Genomic DNA, 603 nt, shown 5'->3' on the forward strand with positions numbered 1-603 from the left:
TGTTCCTCTTTGATGCTTCTTACCATATACAGGCTAATGTTGTGGCCTTGTTTGCTTAGATGAGCATGCAATCGATCTACGCCATAACGTTCTTTCATTTCACTGTGAGCGGCTTTAACTAGTAGCTCGCACTGATTGCGGTGTACCTGCTGTTCGCTGATGTCACGACTTAGCCAATCGTAGTAGCTTGAGGGCTTAACGCTTAATACACGGCACATAGTAGTGGTGCTAAATATCTGACGATTGTCTTTGATAAAAGCGTACTTTACGGGCTGTTTTTCGCGAAGTACGCGGTCGCCTTTTTTAGAATCTCGCGCTCCTCTTCAGCCACTTTGAGCTGACGCTTGAGCTGCTTTATTTCTTGAAGAGCACTCATAAGGTCAGGATCATATTGCTCTGTGCCAACAAGCTTGCCTTGATTGGCTTTGTTATGCCAGTTTGATAGCGTTTGCATGGCAATACCTAACTGCTTTGCAGTAGCTGAGATATTGCCATTATTATCTGCTATCTTCTTGACAGCTTCAGCTTTAAATTCGTTACTGTAGGTTCTTAATTTCTTGGTCATGGTAAACTCCTATAATTGTGCTTAGTTTACCAAGTTTA

1 pseudogene is annotated in these 603 nt (G+C 42.6%); it reads right to left on the minus strand.

Annotated features, from left to right (window positions below):
* Positions 1–565 (minus strand): annotated as a pseudogene (locus tag ACT3QP_RS15015) (transposase); the annotation flags it as partial.
* Positions 566–603 lie beyond the last annotated feature (38 nt).

This window comes from Psychrobacter sp. AOP7-B1-24 (assembly GCF_052376215.1).
Classification (GTDB): domain Bacteria; phylum Pseudomonadota; class Gammaproteobacteria; order Pseudomonadales; family Moraxellaceae; genus Psychrobacter.